The sequence below is a fragment of the Microbacterium paludicola genome (assembly GCF_015235415.1).
Lineage (GTDB): Bacteria > Actinomycetota > Actinomycetes > Actinomycetales > Microbacteriaceae > Microbacterium > Microbacterium paludicola.
Window position 1 is genome coordinate 1 of sequence record NZ_JADGLL010000089.1, and the last position, 1,490, is coordinate 1,490.

General features: G+C 70.8%; 1 protein-coding gene. It reads right to left on the bottom strand.

All coding sequences use genetic code 11. The features are described 5' to 3' along the window. Positions 1–302: 302 nt before the first annotated feature. A complete protein-coding gene (locus IR155_RS15625) occupies positions 303–1,385 on the bottom strand; it encodes an IS110 family RNA-guided transposase (RefSeq protein ID WP_194210357.1) in 1,083 nt (360 codons plus the stop codon). Between the last annotated feature and the right edge of the window lie 105 nt (positions 1,386–1,490).

Here is a 1,490-nt window from a genome sequence, read left to right on the forward strand (position 1 = left end):
GAGACACGCCCTGATATGGGCGTGGGTTTGTCAAGGGGCAGGGGTGAGCGGACGCCGTGCCCGTCGGCTTCCGGCGTCCGCTCGTTCCGGTCGTGTCCGGTGGTGACGCGCGTGTCGTGTTCGACGCGTTGTCACTCTGATATGCGCGGGTTGGATACCGCATGACGGTTTGTTCGGCGGGGCGTTCACGCGAGTCTAGAGATCGAGCGTGACCCGCCGGGCGGGTTGCTCATAGGGCGTGTCGCGAGTCGCCCGGACGCTGCCGTCACCACCGTCGATGGACCGGAAGCAGGAGGACCGGGTCAGGTCATGACAGCCAGGGACCAGCACCAGCCGGCGAGCTCGCGGGCGATCGCGGCGTTGGCGACGACGCTGCGCTTCCGGCGCGCTTGGAACCCGACCCAGCGGTCGTGGAGGCGCTGGTTGCCGGCGTGGCCGCGCGCGCGGGCTGCGGCGCTGGCGCGGTCCCATCGGGCGCGCATGATCGGCGAGGTGGGCCGGTAGGCGGGCCGGTGGTGCCAGGCCGCTTCGATCAGCAGCCGCCGGGCGTGGCCGTTGCCGGTCTTGGTGATCCCGCCCAGTGTGCGTGACGCCCCGGAGGAGGACTCCGACGGGGTCAGGCCGACGTAGGCGCCGATGCGGTGTCCGTCCAGGCGGGTCCAGTCACCGATCTCGACCGCGAGGCCGAACCCTGTCAGCGTCGAGACCCCTCGCAGGCAGCAGAGCCGGTTCACGACGTCGGTGAACTCGCTGTCCGCGGCCATCCGGTTGATCGCCGCGTCGAGCCTGTCGCGCCGGTCGACGGCCTGGATCATCGCTTCGTAGGCGGCATCGAACGCGGCCTGCAGCCCGACCAGCTCGAACCGCTGGGATCGCAGCCAGGTGTCGTGCGCGACGGTCCATGCCTTCCCGCGCGTGTACTGGATGCCCTGCCGCAGCAACAGCTTGCTGACCCGGTGCCGGGCAGACATCAGATCCCCGCGCGCATCCTCGCGGGCGCGGACCAGATCCCTGGCCGCTTCGGACTCGACGCTCGGGACGACCACCTCGACGATCTCGCCGAGCCGCAGCAGCCGGGCCAGGTGGACCGCGTCACGCGCGTCCGTCTTCACCCGGTCACCGACCGGTCGCTGCAGCTTCGACGGCGCCGCGACCATGCACCGCACCCCCGCCGCGGTCAACGCGCGGGCGAGGCCGAACCCCGTCGGGCCGGCCTCGTACGTCGCCGCCACCGGGCCCGGCAGACCCCTCGCCCAGGCGACGATCTCCTCGGTGCTGGAGCCCATGCGTCGCTGCACGAGCTCCCCGGTTCGCTCATCGATCGCAGCCGCGACCACGCTCCGCGCGTGCACATCCAGCCCGACACTCGTACGCTCAGATATCAACTGGGGCCTCCCTCACGTATGTGGATAGGCGAAGCCGGAAGACCGGCCCGCAACCCACGGTCTACGCGAGCGGAGGCCTCAGGCTCAACCACTCATAGCGTCTAG